Origin of the sequence: Ensifer sp. Root423, from assembly GCF_001426275.1 — a bacterium.
Classification (GTDB): domain Bacteria; phylum Pseudomonadota; class Alphaproteobacteria; order Rhizobiales; family Rhizobiaceae; genus Ensifer; species Ensifer adhaerens.
In genome coordinates this window covers 267,269-284,586 of the sequence record NZ_LMEG01000044.1, presented here as the reverse complement: position 1 = coordinate 284,586, position 17,318 = coordinate 267,269, and the positions used below count along the sequence as shown (strand labels likewise).

Annotated in this window: 16 protein-coding genes; 3 read left to right on the top strand and 13 right to left on the bottom strand. The window is 54.9% G+C overall.

The window, feature by feature from the left end:
- The first annotated feature begins 117 nt into the window (after positions 1–117).
- Positions 118–672, top strand: a complete 555-nt coding sequence (locus ASD01_RS28640) for a hypothetical protein (RefSeq protein WP_156623712.1) — start codon at positions 118–120, stop codon at positions 670–672.
- A 118-nt stretch (positions 673–790) separates the two neighbouring features.
- Here the strand turns inward: ASD01_RS28640 and ASD01_RS28635 are convergent, their stop codons facing one another.
- The 3 genes from ASD01_RS28635 to ASD01_RS37670 all read right to left on the bottom strand — a co-directional run bounded on the left by ASD01_RS28635 (position 791) and on the right by ASD01_RS37670 (position 3,833).
- Positions 791–2,767, bottom strand: coding sequence for an ATP-binding protein (locus tag ASD01_RS28635; RefSeq protein WP_060644828.1), 1,977 nt, complete (start codon positions 2,765–2,767; stop codon positions 791–793).
- 387 nt (positions 2,768–3,154) lie between these two features.
- A complete protein-coding gene (locus ASD01_RS36065) occupies positions 3,155–3,613 on the bottom strand; it encodes a hypothetical protein (protein WP_162251048.1) in 459 nt (152 codons plus the stop codon).
- On the bottom strand, positions 3,567–3,833 hold the full coding sequence (locus ASD01_RS37670) for a transposase (RefSeq protein WP_156623711.1): 267 nt from the start codon (positions 3,831–3,833) through the stop codon (positions 3,567–3,569). Before ASD01_RS37670 ends, ASD01_RS36065 begins: the two co-directional genes overlap by 47 nt.
- A 588-nt stretch (positions 3,834–4,421) precedes the next feature.
- On the opposite strand from ASD01_RS37670, the gene ASD01_RS28620 reads away from it, so the two are divergent.
- Positions 4,422–4,772 (top strand): transposase, encoded by a 351-nt coding sequence (locus ASD01_RS28620; protein WP_060644826.1) that lies wholly within the window; start codon positions 4,422–4,424, stop codon positions 4,770–4,772.
- The gene (locus tag ASD01_RS28615) at positions 4,721–5,569 is read left to right on the top strand and encodes an IS3 family transposase (protein ID WP_144239153.1); all 849 of its coding nucleotides are present in this window, start codon (positions 4,721–4,723) and stop codon (positions 5,567–5,569) included. Before ASD01_RS28620 ends, ASD01_RS28615 begins: the two co-directional genes overlap by 52 nt.
- Positions 5,570–5,662: 93 nt before the next feature.
- Here ASD01_RS28615 and ASD01_RS28610 read toward each other — a convergent pair whose 3' ends face one another.
- The 10 genes from ASD01_RS28610 to ASD01_RS28565 all read right to left on the bottom strand — a co-directional run bounded on the left by ASD01_RS28610 (position 5,663) and on the right by ASD01_RS28565 (position 17,314).
- Positions 5,663–7,729: a hypothetical protein gene (locus ASD01_RS28610; protein WP_060644825.1), complete on the bottom strand. Its 2,067-nt coding sequence runs from the start codon at positions 7,727–7,729 to the stop codon at positions 5,663–5,665.
- A complete protein-coding gene (locus ASD01_RS28605) occupies positions 7,710–8,114 on the bottom strand; it encodes a hypothetical protein (protein ID WP_060644824.1) in 405 nt (134 codons plus the stop codon). Before ASD01_RS28605 ends, ASD01_RS28610 begins: the two co-directional genes overlap by 20 nt.
- Before the next feature lie 89 nt (positions 8,115–8,203).
- The gene (locus ASD01_RS28600) at positions 8,204–9,160 is read right to left on the bottom strand and encodes a hypothetical protein (protein WP_060644823.1); all 957 of its coding nucleotides are present in this window, start codon (positions 9,158–9,160) and stop codon (positions 8,204–8,206) included.
- Between the two features lie 350 nt (positions 9,161–9,510).
- Complete coding sequence (locus ASD01_RS28595) at positions 9,511–10,983, bottom strand: caspase family protein (RefSeq protein WP_060644830.1); 1,473 nt, start codon at positions 10,981–10,983, stop codon at positions 9,511–9,513.
- 248 nt (positions 10,984–11,231) lie between these two features.
- Entirely contained in the window at positions 11,232–11,546 is a 315-nt protein-coding gene (locus ASD01_RS28590) for a hypothetical protein (protein WP_060644822.1), read from the bottom strand.
- The gene (locus tag ASD01_RS28585; protein WP_060644821.1) at positions 11,543–11,953 is read right to left on the bottom strand and encodes a hypothetical protein; all 411 of its coding nucleotides are present in this window, start codon (positions 11,951–11,953) and stop codon (positions 11,543–11,545) included. Before ASD01_RS28585 ends, ASD01_RS28590 begins: the two co-directional genes overlap by 4 nt.
- A complete protein-coding gene (locus tag ASD01_RS28580; RefSeq protein ID WP_244495315.1) occupies positions 11,940–12,524 on the bottom strand; it encodes an HNH endonuclease in 585 nt (194 codons plus the stop codon). Before ASD01_RS28580 ends, ASD01_RS28585 begins: the two co-directional genes overlap by 14 nt.
- 658 nt (positions 12,525–13,182) lie before the next feature.
- Positions 13,183–14,508, bottom strand: coding sequence for a site-specific integrase (locus tag ASD01_RS28575; protein ID WP_156623710.1), 1,326 nt, complete (start codon positions 14,506–14,508; stop codon positions 13,183–13,185).
- Positions 14,509–14,618: 110 nt separating this feature from the next.
- Positions 14,619–15,110: a hypothetical protein gene (locus tag ASD01_RS28570; RefSeq protein ID WP_060644818.1), complete on the bottom strand. Its 492-nt coding sequence runs from the start codon at positions 15,108–15,110 to the stop codon at positions 14,619–14,621.
- Positions 15,110–17,314, bottom strand: a complete 2,205-nt coding sequence (locus ASD01_RS28565; protein ID WP_060644817.1) for a hypothetical protein — start codon at positions 17,312–17,314, stop codon at positions 15,110–15,112. The genes ASD01_RS28570 and ASD01_RS28565 overlap by 1 nt, the downstream gene beginning before the upstream one ends.
- Between the last annotated feature and the right edge of the window lie 4 nt (positions 17,315–17,318).

Sequence of the window (17,318 nt, the reverse complement as noted above, 5' to 3'; positions counted from 1 at the left end):
CCGTAGCGGGCCGACCGCGATCATGAGACGCCTAAAAATTGCGCCGCGGCGGGAGTGTAACTCCGGTCGGGCTACGCCCTCCCTTCGTCACACCCCCGCCGCCGAGTCTCATCCTGATTGACGCTGAATCTCACCTTGATTGCCGCCGCGCACACAAATCCCGATCTCGACCACTACCTCCCAAAAGAGGAGTTCCCCGAGTTCGCGTTGCATGGTCGAAACCTGATCTACATCTGCACAACGTGCAACCGAAAGAAGTCGAAGTACTTTAAATCAGTTCCTGATGGAGACAGACTCTTCATTCACCCTGCGTACGAACCGACTTCGCTTCATTCGGTCCTCACGGTCACTCTTCGGTACGCGCCTCGGGCCGTGGTTGCAAAGTATTCGATAGACGACAACGCAGATGTCCCAGACGATGAGAAAGCGCAGTTGAAACGCCATTTCGGTAGATTGGGACTCCCCGAGCGATATGCCACGCGCGCGCAGAATAGTCTGACCGCTCTAAAGGAGGACTTGGCTGGGCATAACGAGGAAACCGTCAGAAGAACGCTCGATCACAAAATTCAGAGTTCTTTGGTTGGAGAACCAATCAACGGGTGGTCCAAGGCATTGTACCGTGCCGTTGCAATGGATCAGGATGCCACGAGCGATTGGTTGCTGGGGCCCTGAAATTTTGGGGAATGGATGGTGGTTGGGGGACTGCGTGGCTGCAATGAACTCTTACCCACCGGCGACGAGGCTAAAGAACGTCTTCAATCATTACTTCATGCCAAAGCCAAAGCAGCCATCACGCGGCGTCAGTTTCCGGGTCTTTCTTTTGTCGCAGGATAGATGCTTTGAGGGTCGCAAAGCGCTGATCAATCTCCTCGTCGGAGACTTCGACATCAAGAATGTCTCCGACGAATTTCAGGCGTCCTTCGGCTTCTCGAAGGACTTCGCCCCATCTTTTCACCCAAACCTTCCCTCTTTCGAGTTCTACGAAAAGTCCCGTCGGGCGATTAGGCTGGGTAATACGATGCAACTGGTCGGCTGCCACGTCCGTAGTCACTAGGAAGAAGTTCCAAGATGTCGAGGTGTTCTGGTATTCTGGCTGTTTCGTAAGCGCGACCGCGTATTCCTCGATCTGATTAAATTCATGCCGCCCCACCACGTTAGATGGACGCTTGAGTTCGATCAGTAAGTATTCACGGTGATCCTGAATGGGGTGGGGAATGACGCGCCCGAGAAAGGCGTCAGCACGTCCTTTTTGTCCGCTTGTCTTGGTAACAGCCCCCTGCCTTCCCTTGTTTCCAAGGTCTTCCGCGACGCGGTTCATGACGCGCGTAAGCCCTGCCTCGGCGAGGGCTATATGAAATTGCTCTCCGAAAATCCATGTGTTCGCCTGGACGATCAAATCCAGTTCCCCGCGCTCCTTCACAGTGAGCCGCCTCTCAGGATCGCAAACCATCTGCCTGATGAGTTCGAGCACCGCCTTTCGGTCGGCGATCATACTCGAAGCTGCGATGATGTTTGAAAGCTCCGTCTTTGCGAGCAGCGCTGAGAATTCGTCCTGCTTGGTTTTCGGCAGGTTTACGACGGCCCGCAATATGCTGGTTAAAGATTCGGGGTTATGCCTGATCGCTTCGCGGAGTAACGTGAGCGTAATTTTTTTGAGGGAGGGGGCGGCCCTCTTGAACTCCCGTGAATAGGAGGACACCGCATAGGTCGCGATGTCAAAAACCTGACGCTCTCGTGATTCCAACTCGCTCTTTGGCTCGCCCTCATAGGGATAAGCGCCCTCGGCTATGAGGTCGTCAATAACGTTGGACGCCTCTTGAGACTGCCGTGTTCGAAAATGGTCGGTCAAAACCTCTCGGACGTATTCCAGGACCTTGTTGAGGTCTGGGTCGGTTAAGGCGTCGAGTTCGAGAAGGTTTCCGGCATGCATTTTCTCGAAGAATTTCGAATAGGCATATGCCGAGAAAGAAAACCCGGGCGCGGTTATAGCAGCGGGCTGTGAGGCAAGGGCCACTCCGTCGTCCGCTCCCAGATGAAGCCTGCGATCGCCCGTGGTGGCTTTCCACTCGATTACTCGGACACGAAGGTCCCGCAAGGTGCCATTGCTAAGCTCAATGTGCGAAACCGGAACATCGTCGTTTCGCGCGATGATCTTGTCGGGCGAAATGAGTTTCCCGTCATATATGATCTCGACGTTGGGGTACTGGAGGACATACGCGGCGAATACGGCACTGAACTGCTGGAACGCAGCATCGCTCGCTAGCCAATCGAACTCCTCCTTGAGGCGACCAAGGGTAACGGTCGTTCCGGACGTAGTACCGTCAGCGTCCGTCGCTTCGCTTACGTCGCAGCTTCCCAAAGCTGCTGCTTCGATTTTCGCCGACACCGTTTGTAGGCGGCCGTCTTCGAAAAATTTAGTTTGCCAGTGCGAAACGCCTGCGAGTGAGAAGAAGCGAAGGCGGCCGCGTCCTTCCTTGCCATGCATCGCTCGACCGAATTTCGGCGTTCTATCTACACCTTTCTTCCAAGATTCTCCCAACTGACCGTACTCTTGTCGAAGGGCAACTGGGCGAATCCCTGTACCGTCATCGGCAACCTTGATCTCCTGCAGTCCGCCGAGAGCGTTCTTGTTGAGAATCACAGACACGTTGAGCGCGTAGCCGTCTAGGGAGTTCCAGACGAATTCCGATAAGCCACGGAGAGGATCGCTGGTCTTGGCGACACGCTCAAGATGGTCTTGTCCTGGCTTCAAGCTCAAAGTTGCCATTCGATCCCCCAAGTCTTCAATATCGATCTCGCATTACCAGCGAACGCAATCAAGGGTTTCCGCTGCGCTTCAACGGTGACATCCCGGTGTGCTGTCGCTTTGCGGCCTATTATGGTGCCCTTCCGAATGCTCCGGGTGACTTGGTTACATCGAATGTGACCGCCGATCGTTATGGCTCCCTACTAGAGGGTGCTCTGTCGCGTACGAGAGGCGATGTTGCTGAGATCACGTTGCCTCTGGTCTGGGATTGGGCCATCATGACATGATCCACTAAGCGCAGCATTTCTCACTTGCCGATGTACCGCAGCACCGCTTTTCATTGATCGCGTGCTCGGCCAATCATTCACCGCCACACCGGGTCTGTAAGCGTCCGGTGAAGCCAGTGCCCTACCGCAGCGCGTCCACTATTTGCTGCAGGTTTCTTGGCGTGTCGGCCAGGATGCTCGTCGGCCCGCAAGATTGTTGGACAACTTCAATTCTAGCGATGCCATCGTAATCGATCACGGCCTTCAGGCCGACGATAACATCGGTCGGGCCATCCCACCTGTCGGGTTCCGCGAATGAGCTGTTTTGCCAGCGTGCTGTCCATTCCCTGATACCGTGGGGGCCGCGGTGCGTCTCAACGACCTCTAGGGCAAAGATCGCGATGTGGGACGCCGGCTGCTTCTCATATCGTGTAACTCTGGCACTAATGATTACTTCTGCCTCCCGGAAGACGGCAAAATCCCGCGGCTTGGATATGAAGCAAGCCGTGGACGGGGTGGCGGTGAGCGCCAATAGCAGAGCGGTCGTCTGCGTCTTAACGAATACTCGCCAAATCAATTGTCTTCCTTTGCGAGACGCCACGGCAACAACTCCTCGACCCTGTTGATTGGATGATCGGCGACCGGATGTCCCGACCGAGTTTCTTGCGCCAGGTGTAAATCTGCTGCGGGAGAATATCGTGCCGGCGGGCAATCTCGGCGACGCCAGAACCACTCGTTACCTCATCCAGAATCTGCAGCTTGTCCTCATCCGTCCAGACACGGCGGCGCTCGACGCCCGTCAGAATCTCAACCCGCCCCATAAAGCTCACCCTTGGCTACGTCGCTAACTACGGAATTAGCGACGTAACTTCAGCGCACTGAGCAAAATCTCAAAGGCTCCTTCACCGGACGCTTACCCGGGTCTCAAGCTTTCCGAAACCGAAACGATCTGCGCTTTGACATCATCGGGCCAGTGTCGATGAACCTCACGCCCAGCCTTCCTGGTCGTGAGAACCTCCAATGTAGTCTCCATGGAGAAACTCCCTTCGCTCGTCCATGGTAAGGCGATCACAGATTAGGACGGCCGGGACAACGTGGGATCGGAACACCGGTTACGATCGTATCCCCATTCGACCTCAAGGGCTGCCTCGGGGAATAGTGATACCAGCCTTTCGGCCGCTAGGTCCTCGACAACAAGGACGCTCCGTCCTCGTCCTCGCCGGGCTTGGGCTGGCGGCCGCCGGAAAGTGAACAAGCTCCTAGCTGGTTTGAGGTTCGCCCTCTTTGAATTCCCCCCGCTCGGTTACTCCCCGAGCGATTTGGCCCGCCTTTGTGGAGTGCGCCCCTGAGGGTGGACAGATAGGCATGATGAATTGACCGGGCTGGCCGGGTTTCCGAAAGTGGAACCCATGGCAAAACATCGCATTCACAGTATGGAATTCAAACGGCAGGTCGCGCAGGAGTTTGTCGCGGGCGAGACCTTGCATGGCCTGTCAAAGCGCCACGACGTGTCGCGCAACTTGATCCGGATTTGGGTGAGCAAGTATGAGCAAGGTGCGTTCGACGACGACGCTCAGGCCGCCGACCTTATTCAGGAATACGAGGCCCGGATTGCAGCGCTTGAACGCCTCGTTGGCAAACAGGCGCTGGAACTGGAGTTTCTAAAGGGGGCTCTGAAAAACGCACCGCGGCCGAGAAGCGGAGCTACATCCGCCATCACCGGCCCGCTGGTATCTCCGTCGCCGAAGGATGCGAGCTGATGGGTATCGCACGCTCGACCTATTATGACCGCCCGGAAATGCCTGTCGACGATACCTCTATCGTCGAGGCGATGTTTGCCATCTGCGATGAATTTGAATTCTACGGCTACCGTCGCGTTGGTGCCGCGCTACGCCAGCAGGGTTTGGTCATCAACCACAAGAAGATCAGACGGTTAATGCGTCAACACGATCTGCATCCGAAGATTCGCCGCAGGTTCGTCGCCACCACCGACAGCAATCATGATGGCCTGATCTTCCCGAACCTGGCGAAGGACATCGTGCCGACCGGCCCCAACCAGCTCTGGGTTTCCGACATCACTTACGTCGCGCTGCCAACCCGCTTCATCTATGTCGCGGTCATCCTCGATGCCTGGTCACGGTTGATCGTCGGTTACGCCGTCAATCGGAGTATCGACGCGCGTCTGACGGTTGCAGCATTAAAGGCAGCGATAGAGCGTCGGCGGCCGCCATCGGGCTGCATACATCATTCCGACCGCGGTTCCCAATACGCAGCTCAGGTCTACAGGGATGCACTGGCTGGCGGTGGTCTCGTCGGCTCAATGGGCCGCAGGGGGAATCCCTATGACAATGCCAAAGCCGAAAGCTTCATGAAGACGCTGAAGGTCGAAGCGGTGTACCCGATGGCCTATGAAACTTTCGAAGAGGTGACCGAACACCTTCCCCACTTCATCGAGGAGGTTTACAACACACGCAGACTTCATTCAGCGCTCGGCTATCTGAGCCCGCAGCAGTTCGAGGATCAACACATCCGGCAGACTGGCAAAACAGCGGCCTGATCACTGTCCACCCTCAGGGGCGCACTCCATTGGCGGGTCTTTTTTGCGCCGTGAAGGATGGCTGCTTTGGTCAGCCAAGGTCTCCGTCAGGCATCATAGGAAAGATAATTCCACGGGAGTAAGTCGTCGACGCCGTACGGTGTACCCCGAGAATCCTAGAATTTTTGCCCCAGCCTCAGCTAGCTCAGCATCAAACCCAGCGATCTTTTCTGCCGTCGCGGCGACAAGAATTTGTGCGCTCGCCCCGAAAGCGGCAGCCTCGAGGAGGAATGATTTGACGTCTTTGCTCTCGATTGCCTGCTGATCGGGTTCATCGAAGGCGATGAAGCCAGGATGATTGGTGTCAAATTTCAAAGCAACATCGAGGAGAGCGAGATAGTAGCTCCATTTCATCCGGATCGCGTCGCTCGCGGACATTTCGAAGCCAAGTTCCCGGTTAACATACTCGCCTGTATTGTCTCGGATAATACCGAACGGCCTGAAGTCTTCCCGAGAAATATGTATCTCAGCGGCGCGGAATGTCTTGAAACTGAAATTCACTAGGCGCTTCTGAAGCCGTTCTTCGAAGAATTCAATCTTTGCGACGTCGGTGTCGCTGAAGTCGTCGCTTTTAACTGCCGCCAATTCCGGTCGTAATTTGTCGAGCGCGTCCGCGATGGACGAAAATCTATCGACCATCCCATCGGCTTCGCTTTGCATCGATTCAAATCTCTTCAGTCGAGCCTGAAGGCGGACGAGCTGCTCAATCGATGAGCGGGCGGTCGCGCCAGACGGACGACGAAGTGCTTCTCCAAGCTGGCGAATTCGGGTCAATTTCTCCGAGAGTTCCGTTGCGACGGAGTCGTACATCAAGCGAAGGTTGTTGGCCTCGACCTCCGAGGCGTTGGCGCTGGCTTTGTAGAGATCAATCTGAGATCGAATGAAACGGATGTTCTCCTCAATCGCCATGCCTTTGACTTGGACGACAGGCAAGAGCTCCGCATCGAGTTCTTGGTGACAGGTTGGACAGGTGTGTTCGGATACAGCTCTCCCGAGCCGGGAACCAAATTTCTCCAGCTTTTGGGCGTCTTGGTTGCGCGCGAGGTCTGTCTTCAAGGCGGCGATGCGATTTTGAAAGCCCTGAATTTCGCTTCGAGTTATCGCCATATCGCGTCGTAGTTCGTCGACACGTGTTTCAAGATTGGCAACATCATCCTGCGCTTCGGCAAGCTCACTCCGCAGCGCGGGGACCAAGTCCTCGGTCTGCTGCAGCTCAACCGCCTCCAACTCGTCAACCTGTGTCTTCGTGTAATCGACGGCATCTTCGAGCGCGAGCCATTCCTCTTCCAGGTACACCTCTACGCCTATCGAGGGCGCGGAAGAGAAGTCTTCGACGGGTCGTGACGGTATGTTTTGAAGGCGGCTGAGATTGCCCAGCCTTGACGTCAGGTGTTGCCGAGCCTGAGACCATTCCGTCTCCAACCTGGCAATTTGCTTCTCCAGCTCAAGCCTCCGTCGCCGTCGATTGCCGACGTCGAGGTCCAGTAAGAATTCCATGACGCGCCGAGCTGTGTCCTGAATTCTAAGAAATGTTGGAAACGGACCCTGGATGGCCGACCATCCCCGCTTCTGTTCGACGAAAAGCGTGGGGAAAATTGCAGCGAGGTACAGTGGTATTTCCCGACCATCGAATGTGGTGACCTCTGGCAAATCCCACCCGATGAAACGTGCAAGATAATTATGAAAACCATCTTCGCGTTGCACCGATCCTGGATCATGAAGAAAGAAATCACGCCGGGATTCTAAGCCGTTGGCGTCGGTAATTTTCGCGCGAACCAAACGAGTGTCGGTGTCGCCCCGTACCACACGATGGACCGCCAGAATTTCTTTCCGATTGTTCTTCAATTCGATTTCGACGGAAGACTTCAATACCGGAAAGGAAGGTCCGTCAGCAACCTCTCTAAGGTATTCCGTCAATACATGACCAAAGGGCGTCTCAACCCGCGGGCCGAGCATTCGCTCAAGGCCCAGTCCATAGAGGATAGCCTGCAGACTGGTCGATTTGCCGGAGGTATTCGGCGCTTTCACAACGTTGAGGCCCACCTGCAATTCAAGTTCGGTGCCGAATGGGCCTGAAGCAGTCGTAGCGTGAATGAGTACTTTAGAAATCGAGAACTTCATGATCTGCCTTGACTGTAAGGAATTCCGTGACGCGGGCTTCAGTAAGCTTCGACGAAAGGAATCGAATGCGAGCCTTTTCCTGGACCATGATCTCGTCGTCGCCGTCGATCTCCTCCGCCAGCGACAGGCCTGTCGCGGAAAGCTCGACCCCAACGCGATTGCTGACCGTTGTCCAATGCAACAGGGTCTCGCCAACCATTAGGTCCAGTGCTCGGCCGAGCGCCGGTTCAACCTTGATACGCCAACGGCTGGAATCCGCCGCGCCTACCAAAATATCGCCGAGCAGATCGGCATCGTTAAATGATCGAGCAGCGTCGTTCATAATATAGAGCCTAGCCAGGGACGAACGTTTTGCTCGGCTCTTGTTGAGGATCACGAGGTTCAAGGCGAAGCGCCAAGCAATCCGTAGGTCACCCGGAACGGGCGACGGTCGTTCTCGAAAAGTGAATGGTGTGTGTGGTTGAAGAATTGCCATCACGGTTCGCTATCAAAATCCAAAGGGCATCGCATGAGCCAATCACTAAGGGTCCCTGCGGACAGGTCAGATATGGTCGCATGGGCCACCGACGGCAAATCCTTGGCTAATCCCACTTCAATTCTCGCAAGGCTTTCACGCAGATGCTCGCTTGGAGAGGCTGTTCCGGCCGCGCCCAAAAGCTCGAGACGATTCTCTTCGGCGTTGATGGTCTGCCACGCTCGCTCCCATAAGACAGGGTGATCGGTCTTCAGTGTTTCAAGCGTGTTCTCTCGCCTTATGTGGTTCCTGATGTAGGTTTCTCGAAATCCAATCCGTCGTGTCTCGGAGGCCTTGGGGAATGCTCGGCCAAGCTTCCCGTCCAGCGTTCGAACCAACTCTTTGTCTTTGAAACCGACCGCTTCGTCGGTCGTCGGCGCGATGATCAGCTCGGGTCCGATAGGCAGCCTTCGGAGTTGCGTGATCTCGTTTGCGAAATCCTCTTGCGATTGAACGAGAGCCTCGAAATCCTTCGATAAGAATGGCAAGCCAAGTTTACGTATCTCAGTCCCTTTAGCACGTACATGAGCGATTACTGCTTTGTCATCGAGGAATGGGCAGAACAATATCCACCTATTGCACTTCAGGTCTGCCAGAATAGCAGCGATGACTTGCTGCTTGTCGCGTAGTTTGGGAAGGTCGCGCGTCGCTTTCTGCTTCATCGCACTGCTGGCTTTCGCCGTGTTCCCCGGTTCTTCCGGTGCGTAGCACTGATAAAGACAACCATCTGTCGTAAAAAATTCTAAGCCCGCATCTCCTCCGACCCTATCCGGCACAATTTGCACGTTCTGTGCGCCATGACGCAGTTGGACTAGAAGGTGCGCGCGGCGTTGCCACGACTTACCGTCCCAATTCCTTCGATACGTTTCGTCAACGGGCCTGCCTTCAAAGGGCTGCTGATGGACGTTCTGGTTCAAAATTTTCCCCGAGCGAATGAACCCGATTTGATCGCGAATACAGTCGGTACCAATAGATTAGTATTCGGTCTGGAATGCAATCACTACGCGTTGGGGTTATGGGATGATTCACAATCGAACTTGCCCATGTATTTCCGCTTCTTGTAGGATGGAAAACTTCAGCAACTGGCGACATCCGTGTGCGCCACGATGGCCGTTTTGGACCGAAAACGGACTTCGGCAAATTGCGGCTGCTTGGCCGCTTTCGTCTCTTGCGTTCGCGAAGCAGTCAGACCGCAGACGGCCCCAAGGGCAGATGTCACGTTCAATCGTTGCCCCTTGCAACCCCGACACAGACTGGCCCACTCGTCCTACGTTGGTCGATTAAGCGAAACTCCCCATCCGATAGGAACCGCCAGCGTCTCTCCTGCCTTTGGTGGGGCATCGAAATCGACCTTGAGCAAGCGACGTGGAACAATCAACTGGTTGGAAAGCTCTCTTTCGAACGCGTCTCTGGTCAACCTACGAACAATGATCGAATCCCCTTCGACGGCCTCAAAGTCCGGGTCAAGGAGCGTCAACACGTTGATCGTATCTATGAAGACGCCCGTAATCCGAAGACCTCGCTCGTGCGGTGTGGTCGTGATCGATGCTGCTACCGTGTGACCTTTCCCCGGCACGGCGTGAAATCTGCCGTTGGCAGCGATTAACACATCTGAGATGAAGTCGAAGCTCGGTTTGTATTGACTATATGCCTGCAGATCAAAGGCTTCGTCAAACATGTTGCCCTTAATGGTCTGGCGAAGATGGCCGTGCGAATCGAAGAATATTTCAAAAAGAATGCCGTCTAAGAGGGCGCGAATCTTCTCCGGCCGCGTCCCACTGGTCTTTTCAGCGAAACCCTTAATGAAGGACTCGGCACTTCGCGCACCACCGTTCGCGGCTTGGTAAAGATTTCTACCAAGAACGAAAAGATTGTCCTCTTTCACTGTATTTAGGAAGGGGGGTGTCACGCGGTCGGCCGCAGGATTTTGGGTGTACCAGTCTAGTGACTTCAGGCTGCGGATTAACTTGTGAGAACTTTTCGCCGGATCGAGGACGAACAAATGGTCGGCGATGGCCGATGGTCCGTAAATGCCGACGACACTCTTCGCGCTCACATTGAAGTAGAAGTCGCCAGAAAGAGAGGTGTGCTCCCACGTGATCTGACGGCCGCTGGTGGCCGCCGAGACTGCGTTTCTGACACGTTTGAACACAGTTTCAATGGGGCAATCAGGGGCATCGATATGCTGAAGAAGTGCGCCGGTGTATACACCGTTCTCCGCTCTTCCATCTCTGGCAATCTGACCAGGTGACGTCGCAAATGCAATTATCGTTCCGCGAGGAGCGAACACCGAGGCTAGGCCACGAGTGACCGCGGATCGGTGCCATGATTTTTCGAAAGGATTTTCGCGACAAGCATCGAGAATCACAATCTTGGTGTCAGCTTGTGATTTCTCCAACAACTCTATCACCTGGTTAAGTGAGAGTGAGGAGTATTTGGCTTGGTTCTCGCCCGTCGCATCGGTATCGCACGCGAACAGGAAGTTCTCGCCGTCGATCTGAACGCCGTGACCAGCAAAGAATACTAGCGCACAACATCCAGGTTGCAGCGACGACCCAAACTTAGTTAGACCGTTTCGCATGTCCAAGTAGCTTCCATTCGTGACGAGTGTCGTCTGGAAGCCATATTTATGAAGCTTTGCCGCCATTGCGTTAGCGTCGTTGACGGGATTGCCGAGCTTGGTGGTGTTGGGGCCGGTATACTCACTGTTGCCGATGATTAGTGCTGATCGCTTCTGCAAGGTCGTCCTCTGCCAGATAACTTGGCCCCCCCGGTGGGTAAGTTCGTGAAGCGCCTCTAACGCGCTTGGCGACGCACTGCAACTACTCCGTTGGACTCGACGCCCGACCAGAGAAGTCACGCCTTGAAGCGTCCGCTGTTGGCGCATTCTCTTGCCACCACTTTCGCAACCGTAGCGTCCGAAACGGGCCAACGTTCTTGGTCAATGTGCTAGGAAAACAGCGCTCACATTGCATCACCACTTTTCGGTCATTGAGCGTGCGCACGATCGGCGATGATAAGTCCGATCCGTTCGACGTCCTCGTTGACGGTTCCAGAGCAAACTTGACCGAGCGACATAGCGCACGATTGAGTGATGAACCGCAGGTCGGCTTCTTCATTCCGGGACAACATTGTGATGTCGGCATTGGGAACTGCCGCCGACAGCAGTTGCTTACAATAGATGGCAAAGCGGCAGGACGCCGACCCGACGTCGGAGTGAACGATCAAGAGGTCCACGTCGCGTGCCGGCGTCTTCCCATGAAAGCGTGATCCGAAGCCGTAGATTTGGATGCTCTCCGTCATCCGCACCTCTCGGCCTTCTCGCGCTCGCGTTCCGCTGGAGTTTGATAGTTCCAGAAGTCCTCTTGTCCCAGAGCCCCCATGAACTCGGCGATGGTGAACAGACCAACTTGCGCAGCGCGGCAATGTTCCCGAGCATCCTTGGTGTAACCGCACCAATTGGAATTGATGATCACAACGTCCACATGACCGAGCTGGTTTTGTACGTCGATGAACTGGGCGACGCCGAACGAGTAGCATTCGCAGATGAAAACACGAAGGACTTGCCCGGTATCGCGTGTTAGCTCGTAAATCCCGTTTCCAGCGGAGGCGAGATTCGCGACCCGGCCATGACCCTTCATCCGGTCTTCGAAAAAGCGAAAATGGCCATAATGGCTTGGCCAAGGGAAAACGTCGCTACGCGCCGCCATTTGCTGCCCTCCTTATCCGATCGGCGAACTCCGCGGGAAATCGCAGAACGCCAGCATATGATATCTCGTCGTTGACCCACCTCTCGTAGCTACGCGAATGGAGCAGAAACGCCGAGATGGCCTTCTGGTCGTCAGGGTCGAGTACATCTCTGTGGCGCTCGAGCAGACCAGTGATCTTCCGGTTGTTCGGCACGATGGTGGACAGACGCTCGGAAACCCAGATGGAGAAGACCTCATCGTTGTGAGGCTCGCTCAGGGCTATCTCCGACATGGGGCCAAAGGTTTGCCAAGCCTGGTAATTCTCCTCGATGAGAACCAAGATGGACTTGGCGAGCGCTTGCCTCTCCGGTGCCTCGTCTTTGTCGGTACGCTGATCCACCCAGTCTTCGTGCTCGGTCTTCATCTTGTGCAATATATTGACGGTGAAGACCCCTTCATTCTGCTTCTTGTCGATTTCGGTGTGGTGGTTGGGGCAAAGTAGGATGAGGTTAGTGTAGTCGTCGCGCTCCGCAGTCGTCTGGGAGGTATCGTGGCGGTTCGCGCCAGGTTTGTCCCCACGAATGTGGGCCATCTCGCCGATTGTGTAAGGCGCACGCCCTTCGGCTTCCCGCTGAGAGAGGCGGACACGGCAATCATTGAATGAGCAGCGACCTGCTGCGTTCGACCACAAAAGCTTGATGGATTTCTCCGTTATTGCCATTGACGAAATGCGACCCCGATGTCTCCCACTCGAGAACGATCGCTCTCGAAACAGATTGCGCAATCTTTATGGGCTTCAACCCAATGTTTCAATATCTGCCGGTCCAGGCTCAGGTCGTCTAGCAGAAGGCCACGAGCGACACGGCCGATTTTGTGATGGGTTTCGGATGCTGGCGCTCCACGCGTTGGCCTGGCTCGGGCATGCCAAATAGATAGAACTGCCCGGCACCCGAATGCTTGATGCTGACGAAGCCCATCGAATAGTCAGCGCTCGTGTATCGGTTGGGTAGCTGTCATAGGTGGCCTAATTGTCGGACTGGTCTTTAACGACCTCTTCGGCACCCGGCACGAACCAGTGCCGTCTCGTTTATATACAAGCCAACTGCGAGCCGACTGTGCTCCCCTTGGACCTCGCTAGGGCGCAACGGGGAGCGTTGGCAGGATTTGGCTCGGGTGGTACAGCGCACCAAAATCGACGGCAAAATCTCGACACACGGACCGCATCCCTGCTAGCGTCAGCGAATACCCAGTCAGATGACCGCGTATTCGCTGGCGGGCTCGGCGATCGGAGACACGTTGTGCTTCTCCATGACTGCCTTCAAATCAGCTTTTAACGACTCGTTACCCTCGTCGAACGCCTCGGATATTCCCCGTATGTCAGCGGCGTCTAAGGGATCGCGGATTACCACCGGCTCGCCTTCGAGTTCAGCCTCTTCGGCGAGCACGTCATCCAGGTACGGCTGCAGGGTTTCGACGTCCTGGTGCCCCATCAACTGCCTGGCTCTTTCCAATACCATGCTCGCCTGCCAGGCCCTTCCATGTACACTTCGATGACGATGGTAAACGTCCTTCACGATCGCTTGGCAAAAAGCCGCCCTCAGCTTGTGCCCGCTTCCGGGAATGAAGCAATCCGCAAAAATCTTACCTAGTTTGTTGCTGATGCTCTCTTGGGCGAATGCTCTGTTCTTATAAGACAGAAAGACTTCATCGGGTGCCTTGTGCTGCCTGATTTTGAAACGTTTTTTTACGAAATCCGCTCTCGTTGTCCATATATAGTCGAGTATATCCTCGAGCAACTTTATGGAAATCGGGGCTTCCCTTGACCCCGTCTTCTCGGTCACGACGAAGAAGAGATATTTTCTGCCCCGCGCGGCCAAGTTTTTGAGCGCTTTGAGGATCAGCTTGCGGTTCTCGGGAAGATAGTGACGTCGCAGCACGGTTTCGCATTCTGGAATTGCCAGAAACTCACCTTCTTCGCGAAAGCCGTTTAGGATCGAAGCTATGGTCAGATTGGAGCAACCACCCGCCCGGAAGCCAGAATGTCGCATCAGGGACGCTATCAGGAACCAAGTTTCGCGACGGTTCTCGCTTACGTTGTCCGAGTTCGCCTTCGCGATGATCCGCTTCGCATCGGACTCGGACGGTGTCTTTCGCGTTTTCTTGGTCTTGCTTTCCTGCGCCCGGCTAAACTTGAAAGGCGTTGTGGAAAGCGTGCCCGACTTTCGGGTGAACAGGGCGTCTGCGAGCGATCCCAACGTGCTCCCCACGTATCTTTTAAGCGTAAGCCCGCGCTTGCGCTCCCAAAAGTCGTAGCATGCCAATATCGTGTAAAGCTTCCGCACGTTCGTAGCGTCGATTGTTAACTCGGAATCCTTGAACGGTATGATGTTTCCAGTCCGCATGCCGCCGCGCAAGAGAAAACGTTTGAGATGGCGCTCGTCGGCGTCAAAGGGATTGACGCCCTGGAGATGCAAGTAGTCCTCCCAAACTGCGAGGTTCAGGGCGGCCTTTTCCAACGTTCGCCATTTCGAGTTATACCTAATGCCCTTCTCCAAGAGAAAGGGCAGAATGAACATCGAGCATCCGACCCGATCATTCATGGGCAGGGAGAACTTAGGAAGCGGAATCTCGTCAATTGTGAAATCGGTTGACGCGTGATCTATCTTCGTTGTCGAAACAAACGCGTTCATGTTCTCAAACTGTATGTTGACAGGAGGTGATGGCTGCCGTCCAGAGTGGCAACGGCGTCCAGCAATTCCATTACCTGATAAGTACGGGTTGCGAGTTGTTCGCCGAGCTTTCGATTGATCTTCTTCAGCTGGTCGTTCTCTGCCTTGAGATCAGTCACCCCGATCGGGATACTCGATGCTTCCTTGAGCAGGCGGACCCATTCTTTCACCATATCCTCATGTGGGCCGCTAGGGCTGTCCATGTTGGGGCTGCCCCATCTGAAGATACCCTTCTCGGGATGGTGCCACTCGCGTAACGCGACCTTGGTGTCTGGCCAAAATGCTTCCGCAGAGCGGCCCTCGCTCCGCCACCCCTTCATAATGGCTCGCATTTCCTTGAGCTTGGCGGCGAAGGAGGCGGCGACAAAATCAGATCGATCTTCCCGCCGGACGCGCTTCGCTCCCGCCTCGGGTTGGGTCTCGCTCGGAACTTTCCTGCGGCGGCCCATTACGCATACACCTCGATAGCCGCGATGCGCCTTTCGATCGCTTCCCTCTGTTCGCCAGTGGTCAGTTTGACCATCAGCCGCACTTCCGCCAGCGCGCTTTCCCAATACGGAGAAATGGCGGGAACGCGAGCTGAGTGCGGGCATGACAGGCAGGTCTCGTCATCGGCAAAATCGAAGTCGACTTCTGCGTTATCGCTCGGGAGCATGCCGGTTAGCATCTGCTTCAAGGCAAGGCACTTCGACTTTGACTTGTCATCGTTCGAGTTGTTGCACAGGCATACGCTGTGACCCTCAGGGTGGACTTGCATCGGCGTTGCCCTGACCAGTTTTTCCAACGCCGCTTCGAAACCAGGTTCGTCATAGCCTCCCTTGGTTATCTCGAGTTCTGGAAGGAACCTCTCTTTCAACTCGTTGACCTGCTGTGTGATCCTCTGCCCCGCCGACCCGGCCAACTTCGCGCCGTCGAGCGCCGTTTGCATGATGTGCCTGACCAGCTGCCACCTGCCATCGTTCGTATCGCGTTCACGCTCAATGTTTCTTCTCGCGACTTCGGCCCTTGCCAATTTATCCTCTCCCATACGTAACGCCGTTGCCGCCCTCATTTTCAAGTATCCTCTGGTGGTGTCCGGGTTGAAGTGTCTGTAGTGGAAAGATAGCGCGGTCAGGTTCGGGAACATCCATCGATGGAAGTATGTCGTTCCGAAGAACTTCCGGAATTGATGCGGTGTGAAGACCCAAGTCTCACCGTTCGCGAGCGGCGGAACACCTAGCCATTTACATGACCGTTTGAGATTCTTTCCGGGACTAACCAGGGCAGGTCTCCCCGTTACCGGGCATGCTATATTGAATAGCCACTCGTCCTGGCGAAATCTGTTATAAGAATGAAGACGACGCACGATGTCGACTGCAGCTTTGACCGACGAGGGGATCGGTATCCGGTCCACGTCGCGGATATTCTTCGCAATCAGACAGTTCAACCACATGTTTCCGTTGGCGTCGGTTTCGACGCAGTCCACCTTTAGGCAGTTGCGCTCGTCATCGCGCCTGGCGGTAAACGCACATATGACGACGGAACAAAAGATTGGGAGAAAAACGAGTAGGAAGGTACGTATAGTGACCAGATGGTGTGGTTGGTCGCCCCTGCGCGTTGAAATACTGTATATCGGGCTGAGTTCTGGAAATCCGAGGTGACGCAAACGGTCGTTCACCTTCTCAAACCTTTTCAAGTCCGTAGGACACCCAGTTTGATCCAGCCCGTTCTCAACGATATCGAACAGCTCTTTGACAATGTCGTCGTGGACCAGTTTCAAACACGCATCGATCAGCCAGCTCGTCTGGTATTCTGGAGCGTCTTTGGTTCGCCTCCGGGCTTTGGCCCACTTGACCAGGCTGCTTTTGTCACGTTCGTTCAGGTGAGCTCGATAGCCAATAGGATCGTGGCTTAGAAGTTCTCGCAGGTTCCAAAGCTGGGTCCACGGCTTCAAAAAATCTAGCGCCGAACCTTCGGCAATTTTTTCTTGCGAGATTGGCTTTTCGGGAATCTTGTAAGTTCTGGCATATCTGAGACCCTTCTGAGTGATGTACTGATACATCGTCGCGCGCGTCGCTGACGTCAGTGAACTCGCGTTTTGCAGACCCAACATGTGCGCAACGAATTCGCCGTCTACATCACCACGCTGGTTGAAGCAGGGGTCTAACTCGCCTCTGTCCCATGCACCGCACAGCGTTTTGATTCGTTCGGGCATCGACAACAGCGCATCGCGGCCACCTGATCTGAGAGCTCTTACGAACTGCCGATGCCAGACTGCGTTGAGTTTCGCATAGCTCTCTATTCCGTTCTGAATTCGCCATTTCAAGAACAGCAGTTGAAATCGGAAAGTGTTGGAGGCCCCTACCGCAGACTTATTCCATCCGACTGGCTCGTCATCGAGGCTGTGGTAAACTACGAGTTTTATCGTAATTAGGTCGCGCTCGCACTCAGGGTCCAGCAGATTGATCGAGCTCGGAAACGCGGTTAGATACTGATCGAAATCGATCGTGATCGTCGGATTTTTCCGAACAGCGACACTCTCCGTGCCAATGACCCATTTATTGCTGAGGGGGGTAGTACCGTCCTTGAACCAATATCGGACTGGAAGGGCTCCGATAATCTGGTCATGGAGGCTTGGTGCGGTAACATCGGCGTTAAGTAGGGCTACTGACATCGCC

What these genes read in the sequence shown, in the direction of transcription:
- ASD01_RS28565 (WP_060644817.1), bottom strand. Translation starts at nt 17,314, where the DNA reads ATGTCAGTAGCCCTACTTAACGCCGATGTTACCGCACCAAGCCTCCAT.
- ASD01_RS28620 (WP_060644826.1), top strand. Translation starts at nt 4,422, where the DNA reads ATGGCAAAACATCGCATTCACAGTATGGAATTCAAACGGCAGGTCGCG.
- ASD01_RS28590 (WP_060644822.1), bottom strand. Translation starts at nt 11,546, where the DNA reads ATGACGGAGAGCATCCAAATCTACGGCTTCGGATCACGCTTTCATGGG.
- ASD01_RS28575 (WP_156623710.1), bottom strand. Translation starts at nt 14,508, where the DNA reads ATGTTCATTCTGCCCTTTCTCTTGGAGAAGGGCATTAGGTATAACTCG.
- ASD01_RS28580 (WP_244495315.1), bottom strand. Translation starts at nt 12,524, where the DNA reads ATGGCCCACATTCGTGGGGACAAACCTGGCGCGAACCGCCACGATACC.
- ASD01_RS28585 (WP_060644821.1), bottom strand. Translation starts at nt 11,953, where the DNA reads ATGGCGGCGCGTAGCGACGTTTTCCCTTGGCCAAGCCATTATGGCCAT.
- ASD01_RS28610 (WP_060644825.1), bottom strand. Translation starts at nt 7,729, where the DNA reads ATGAAGTTCTCGATTTCTAAAGTACTCATTCACGCTACGACTGCTTCA.
- ASD01_RS28635 (WP_060644828.1), bottom strand. Translation starts at nt 2,767, where the DNA reads ATGGCAACTTTGAGCTTGAAGCCAGGACAAGACCATCTTGAGCGTGTC.
- ASD01_RS37670 (WP_156623711.1), bottom strand. Translation starts at nt 3,833, where the DNA reads ATGGGGCGGGTTGAGATTCTGACGGGCGTCGAGCGCCGCCGTGTCTGG.
- ASD01_RS28570 (WP_060644818.1), bottom strand. Translation starts at nt 15,110, where the DNA reads ATGGGCCGCCGCAGGAAAGTTCCGAGCGAGACCCAACCCGAGGCGGGA.